Annotated in this window: 8 protein-coding genes; 5 read left to right on the top strand and 3 right to left on the bottom strand. The window is 69.9% G+C overall.

Features of this window, described 5'->3' with window-relative positions; genetic code table 11:
• Positions 1-50: 50 nt before the first annotated feature.
• Positions 51-734, bottom strand: a complete 684-nt coding sequence (locus tag VAE46_RS09980) for a hypothetical protein (RefSeq protein WP_322796787.1) — start codon at positions 732-734, stop codon at positions 51-53.
• Between the two features lie 80 nt (positions 735-814).
• Between VAE46_RS09980 and VAE46_RS09985 the strand changes: the two genes are divergently transcribed.
• Positions 815-1,615 carry a crotonase/enoyl-CoA hydratase family protein gene (locus tag VAE46_RS09985; protein ID WP_416223963.1) on the top strand — a complete coding sequence of 267 codons (801 nt, stop codon included), beginning with the start codon at positions 815-817 and terminating at the stop codon, positions 1,613-1,615.
• A 32-nt stretch (positions 1,616-1,647) separates the two neighbouring features.
• On the opposite strand, the gene VAE46_RS09990 is transcribed toward VAE46_RS09985, so the two are convergent.
• Complete coding sequence (locus VAE46_RS09990; protein WP_322796789.1) at positions 1,648-2,193, bottom strand: YceI family protein; 546 nt, start codon at positions 2,191-2,193, stop codon at positions 1,648-1,650.
• Positions 2,194-2,279: 86 nt separating this feature from the next.
• On the opposite strand from VAE46_RS09990, the gene VAE46_RS09995 reads away from it, so the two are divergent.
• Complete coding sequence (locus VAE46_RS09995) at positions 2,280-2,636, top strand: hypothetical protein (protein ID WP_322796790.1); 357 nt, start codon at positions 2,280-2,282, stop codon at positions 2,634-2,636.
• Positions 2,637-2,707: 71 nt separating this feature from the next.
• On the opposite strand, the gene VAE46_RS10000 is transcribed toward VAE46_RS09995, so the two are convergent.
• Positions 2,708-4,174 carry a carotenoid oxygenase family protein gene (locus VAE46_RS10000; RefSeq protein ID WP_322796791.1) on the bottom strand — a complete coding sequence of 489 codons (1,467 nt, stop codon included), beginning with the start codon at positions 4,172-4,174 and terminating at the stop codon, positions 2,708-2,710.
• 137 nt (positions 4,175-4,311) lie between these two features.
• On the opposite strand from VAE46_RS10000, the gene VAE46_RS10005 reads away from it, so the two are divergent.
• From VAE46_RS10005 to VAE46_RS10015, 3 genes are all read left to right on the top strand, one after another.
• Complete coding sequence (locus tag VAE46_RS10005; protein WP_322796792.1) at positions 4,312-5,091, top strand: SDR family NAD(P)-dependent oxidoreductase; 780 nt, start codon at positions 4,312-4,314, stop codon at positions 5,089-5,091.
• Between the two features lie 12 nt (positions 5,092-5,103).
• A complete protein-coding gene (locus tag VAE46_RS10010; RefSeq protein WP_322796793.1) occupies positions 5,104-5,664 on the top strand; it encodes a class II aldolase/adducin family protein in 561 nt (186 codons plus the stop codon).
• A gap of 93 nt (positions 5,665-5,757) precedes the next feature.
• A partial coding sequence (locus VAE46_RS10015) for an ABC transporter transmembrane domain-containing protein (RefSeq protein ID WP_322796794.1) occupies positions 5,758-6,237 on the top strand: 480 nt, incomplete at its 3' end.

Genomic DNA, 6,237 nt, shown 5'->3' on the forward strand with positions numbered 1-6,237 from the left:
CTGCGGGAGCGGGGCGACTTCGATTTTCCGCCGAAGCTGGATTCGTAGCCTCAGCCGGGGTCGTCCCAGCCGGGGGGAGCGTCGGGGTGCCAGGCGATGCCCAGGAGGCTATCGCCGCGGGAGCGGTCGACGGGCCGAAAGAGCTCCCACTCCTCGGGCGCGGCGTCGACCTCGATGATGGGCCAACCGATCGGCTGGCCGGTGCCGCGGCAGACGAAGGTCTCCGGGTCAAAGCTGGCGGTGCCGTAGGCGGCGGCGATGGCAGCACCGACCTCCTGCTGCCAGGGGGTGGGCCTGCGGCCGCGGCGGGGGACGACGGTGGGGTTGGCGGACATGGTGCGGAAGCTGGCCGGGTGGGCCATGCGGCCGGCAGAGAGCCAGCGCGGCGCCGGCGGCAGGGGCCGCGCATCGAGGACGGCCCCCTCGAGGCGGCGGAAGAGGCCCTGGCGGCGGAAGGCGGGGGCGACGCAGCAGAGGCCGGCGAGGCGCACGGGCTGGGCCGGGAGGCGGGGGAGGTCGATGACGCGGGCCTCGCCGAGGGCGAAGCCCGCCGGCCGGCCGGAAGGGTCACGGGCGATGGCAGCGAAGGCGAGGACGTGGAGGGATTTTTCGAGATAGGCGGCGTTGGCGTCGCGGTAGTTCTGGCGGAAGAGCTCGAGGATGGCGTCGCGGTCGGCGGGTGCGAGGTCGGCGGTGGGGACGACGCTGATGCGGAGTTCGGCGGCGATGCTCATGGCTGCGGCGGGAGGGTACGCCGGGCACCGGGGCGCGGCAAGGGCGATGGGAGTAGGATCACGGGCCGGAGGTGATGGCCATGCCCGTGCACTACGAGGTCGAGGGACCGATTGCGATTGTGACGATCGACCGGCCGGAGGTGCGGAACGCGGTGGACCGCGGGACGGCGGCCGAGCTGGCCGCGGCGTTTCGGCGTTTCGAGGCCGATGAATCGCTGGCGGTGGCGGTGCTGACGGGCGCCAGCGGGACGTTCTGCGCGGGGGCCGACCTGAAGGCGGTCGCGACGGGGCAGGGGAACGTGGTGCGGGAGGAGGGCGACGGTCCGATGGGGCCGACGCGGATGCGGCTTTCGAAGCCGGTGATTGCCGCGGTGGAGGGGCACGCAGTCGCCGGCGGGCTGGAGCTGGCGCTCTGGTGCGACCTGCGCGTGGCCGCCCGCGATGCGGTGTTCGGGGTGTACTGCCGGCGGTGGGGCGTGCCGCTCATCGATGGCGGCACGGTGCGGCTGCCGCGGCTGATCGGCGAGAGCCACGCGATGGACCTCATCCTGACCGGACGCGGCGTGAGCGGGGAGGAGGCGCGGATGATGGGGCTGGCGAACCGCCTGGTGGAGCCGGGGCAGGCGCTCGCGGCGGCGAAGGAGCTGGCCCGGCAGCTGGCGGCGTTCCCCCAGCGCTGCCTGCGGAGCGACCGGCAATCGGCGCGGGAGCAGTGGGACCTGCCGTTCGAGGAGGCGATGCGCAACGAGACGCGGCTGGGGATGGCGGTGATCGCTGCCGGGGAGACGCAGGCCGGCGCGGCGCGGTTCGCGGGCGGCGCCGGCCGCCACGGCTCGTTCGCGGAATTCGGCGGGAAGGGCGGCGGCGGCGCCGCGGGGTGATGCGCGGCCCCACGCCGCCGCCGGGACCCCCGTCAGTCGTTGCGGACGAGTTCGAGGTCGGCGCTGATCTTCACCTCGTCGCCGACGAGCCAGCCGCCAGCCTCCAGGGGGGCGTTCCAGGTGAGGCCCCACTCCTTGCGGTTGATTTTGCCGGTGACGCTGAGGGCGATAACGAGCTTGCCGAAGGGGTTCTTCGCCGGGCCGTGCACCTCGGCGTCGAAGGTGACGGGGCGGGTGGTGCCGCGGATGGCCAGGTCGCCCGTGATGCGGTACTCATTGCCGCCGCGATGCTCGATGGCGGTCGTGGTGAACGTGATGGTCGGGTGGTTGGCGACGTCGAAGAAGTCGGCGGAGCGGAGGTGGTTGTCGCGGTCAGCGACGCGGGTATCGATGCTGGCGGCATCGATGCGGACGGTGGCGCGGGATGCGGCGAGGTTGCGCTCATCAATGGCGAGGTCGGCCTCGAAGCGGGTGAATGTGCCGCGCACGGTGGTGATGAGCATGTGCTTGACGGCGAATTCGATGGAGGAATGCGCCGGGTCGATGGACCAGGTCGCGGTAGCTGCTTCTGCGGACACGGGGAACCTCCCTGGGTAATGATTGCACGTGCAACCATCAGTCTAGCCGGGCAGGCTGCCCCGAGGCAACACTTCGTAAGTCAGGAATGATGAGTTGGTGGGCGCCATTCGGGCAGAATGACACCGTGCAGGCGTGGCCGTGGGGCCGGATGGCTGAGGAGTGCGACATCCACCTGGTGCCGATCGTGGACGAGGGCGGATGCGGCTACTGCCGGCGTTTTTTGGCGCGTGCGCCGAGCGCGGCGGAGATGGATGAGGGGGCGCGGCTGGAGGAGCTGGAGCAATGGCTCACGGCGCGGCTCTCGGTGCCGGCGGAGCTGCTGTACGGGAGGATCGAAGAGCTGGTTGGCCGGCGGATCAGCCTTTCGGAGCTGGAGGACCCGGACCTGCTGCTGCAGCGGGCGCGAGCTCCCGGGCGCTCATGGATGTGGGATGACTGGTGAGGCTGCGGCCCGGGGCCGCCGGGGGGAAGGCGGCAGCCCCGGGCGAAGGGGAGGGAGAGGGTCGGAGTCGGCTAGCGCTGGGCCTGGATGCGCTCCTCGCTGATCCAGGCGCCATGGAAGCCGTAGGGGACGCGCTGCGGCAGGGGAACGCGGGCGAGCGGGGGCTCCTCCATGTTGCGGGCATCGATGACGACGAACTCGGAGGTGCCGGCGGTGCGGTCGTAAACGTAGGTGACGACGTAGCCGTCATCTTCGGCGGTTGCGTTGGGAGCGGGCACGAAGACGCCTTCGCCGCCGTAGCGGCTCTTGCCGTGGTAGTGGACCCAGTGCTTCCCGGTCTGGAGGTCGTACTTGATGATGGCGTCGGATTCGGGCATGGGGTTGCCCTTTTCGAAGCGGGCGGTGTAGCCGTAGCGGGCCTGGTAGCCGACGAGGCCATCGTTGACGCGGGGGAAGTCGGAGGTCTGGTCGTCGAGCGGCTCTTCGCGGAGGGAGCCGGTTTCGAGGTTGAAGCGCCAGCGGTAGAGGACCTGTTGGGCGTCTTCGCGGATGAGGCGGCGGTCCTCGGGGTTCGGCGCGACCGAGGAATCGAGGGAGCCGAGGTCGACGTCGCTCATGCGGCAGGCATCGAGGATGATCTCGCTGCCGTTTTCGAAGGCGTTGAGGGTGTGGAAGACGTAGCAGGGCGGGGCTTCGAACCAGCGGACCTGGTCGCCGGCGGCGTGGCGCGGGAGGATGCCGAAGCGGGCGGGCAGGTCCTTGTTGAAGTAGAGCGGGCTTTCGCCGCGCATGGCGCGCTGCATATCGAAGACCAGCGGCAGGTCCATGAAGATGGAGTAGTTTTTGGTGACGGCGAAGTCATGCATCATGACGCCGCGGGGGAGGTCGATGGGGGTGGTGTGGACGATTTCGCCTTCGGGGCTGACGACGGAGTACTGGAGATAGGGGACTTTGGCGCCGCCCTTGGCCATATCGAAGCCCATCATGTTGTAGCCAAAGAAGAGCATTTCGCCGGTGTGCTCATCGACCTTGGGATGGGCGGTGAAGGCATGGAGGAGGCGGCCGTTGTAGTCGTAAGTGCCGAGGGTTTCGAGGCCGGGGAGTTTGATGTGGTGGGGGTCCCCGGCTTCCCAGAGGGCGAGGAGGCGGCCATCGTGCCAGACGAGGGCGGTATTGCCGGTGTTGCCGCGGGAGGGGCCGTTGGGGTTATCGAGCTCCGGAGCGCCGAGGCCGGAGCCCCAGAGGGCATGGCCGGCTTCGCGCTCCTTCTTGAAGGCCCAGGTCTGGACCCAGCGGTTGCGGTAGGAGACCTTGCCGTCCTTGATGCGGACGCCGTGGAGCATGCCGTCGCCGCCGAACCAGTGGTAGCTCTTGATGACGTCGAACTGGGGGTTCGGGCCGTTGCGGACGAACATGCCCTCGAGGCCGGGCGGGAGTTCGCCGATGACGGGCAGGTTCTCCGCGGTGACTTCTTCGCGGACGGGGGCGAAATTGCCCTCGAGGAAGGGGCTTTGCACGCGGTTTTCGGCCATGACCATGGGGGTTAGCCTCCCGGGGAACTCTATTCAAAGATTTGAACAGGTGCCCGGAGTATAGCGCACGGTGTCAAGGGGCGGGCGCGCCCGGAGCGGCGGGCGGCCGTAGAATCGGGCAAATGCACCGGGAAGGAGCAGGTATGGGACTGGAAGGACGTGTCGCGCTGGTGACCGGGGGCGGCCGGGGGATCGGGCGGGCGATTTCGCTGGCGCTGGCGGCGGACGGCGCAGCCGTGGCGGTGAACTACCGCCGCGACGAGGACGCGGCGCGGGAGACGGTGGCGGAGATCGAGCGGATGGGCGGCCGGGCGAAGATGTACGCGGCTTCGGTAGATGACTTCGAGCAGGACCGGGCGATGGTGGAGCAGGTGGTGGCGGACTTCGGCTACATCGACATCCTGGTGAACAACGCGGGGATCGCCAGCCGGGGGCTCAGCGTGGCGGATACCGACCCGGCGGAGCTGGAGCGGGTGATTCGGACGCACGCCTTCGGGCCGCACTACCTGGCGAAGCTGGTGCTGCCGAGCATGCGGACGCGGCCCCGCGGCGACATCATCATGATCTCGAGCGTGGCGGCGCGGATGCTGAGCGCCAACGGCGCGCCCTACAACATGGGGAAGGCGGCGATGGAGGCCCTGGCGATGACGCTCTACAAGGAGGAGCGGCGCTACAACATCCGGGTCAACATCGTGGCGCCGGGGCTGACCGAGACGGAGATGGGCACGCGGCTGGCGCGGGCGACACAGGGTGTACAGAGCCTGCGCGAGATCGATGAGCGGTCGCCGTTCGGGCGGGTGTGCCAGCCGGAGGATGTGGCGAAGGTGGTGCGGTTCCTGGTGAGCGACGACGCCTTCTACCTGACGGGCCAGCGGATCGAGGTGGACGGCGGCGGGCCGATGGCGCTGCCCAACTTCGTGTAACGGGGTGGTTGCGTGGCGACGGTGCCGGAGCGGGTGCTGGCGACGATGGCCGAGGTCGGGAAGGACCTCTACCGGCTGGGGCTGGTCTCGAGCCACGGCGGGAACCTGAGCATTCGCGATGGCGCGGGCATGTGGATCACGGGGACGGGGACAATGCTCGGGCGGCTGCGGGAGCGGCACATCGCCTACGTGCGCGCGGACGGGACCGCGGAAGGGCCGCCGCCTTCGAGCGACACGGTGCTGCATTCGACCGTCTACGCCATGACCGGGGCCGGCGCGGTGGCGCACGCCCATCCGCGCTTCGCGATTGCGATGAGCTTCGGGCGGGAGCGGTTCGTTCCCATCGACTACGAGGGGCAGTACCACCTGAAATCGGTGCCGGTGCTTCCGCAGGGGCCGCAGCAGGTGGCGCAGGTGGCCTCGGCGCTGCGGGAGGCGGTGGTGGTGTTGCTGCAGGGCCACGGGGCCTACGCCCGGGGCGCGACCCTCTGGGAGGCGCTGCACTGGATCACCGCCCTGGAAGAGAGCGCACAGGTGGCATGGCTGGTCGAATACGGGCGGCCGACCCGTTAACCGAACGGTCGGGCGAACGTTATTCGAAGTATCGACGCGGGCGTGACCAACGCCCGTGCGTGCTGGTGCGCCTGAGCTCACCCGGGAGGCGCTGTGTCCGAAGAGTCGCTGGACTTACGCGCGGGCAGGGACCTGATCCTGCGGCACCTGCGCGCGCGCTGGAAAAGCCTCGGGCTGGCATTCGCGGCCGGGCTGAGCTGGGGCCTGCTGCGGCTGGTAGAGCCGTACCTGGTGGGGCTCGCGATCGACCACGCGATCGTGGAGCGGGACCTGGAGCGGCTGGGCTGGTATGTGGTCGGGTTCGTGGCGGTGGTGGCGGTGCTCGCGGCGTGCGCGGGCATCCGGCGGTACTGGGCGATGCGGACCAGCTACCGCATCGAGGCGGACCTGCGGCTGGAGCTGTACGACCGGGTCAACCGGCTGTCGTTCGATTACCACGACCGGACGGCGACGGGGCAGCTGATGTCGCGGGGGAGTGCCGACCTGCGGGAGATCCAGGCGTTCCTGGTGAACATCCCGATCAACTCGGCGTACCTGCTGATGGCGGTCGGTGCGTTCGTGCTGCTGGTGCGG

Source organism: Tepidiforma sp. (assembly GCF_034433535.1).
GTDB lineage: Bacteria > Chloroflexota > Dehalococcoidia > Tepidiformales > Tepidiformaceae > Tepidiforma.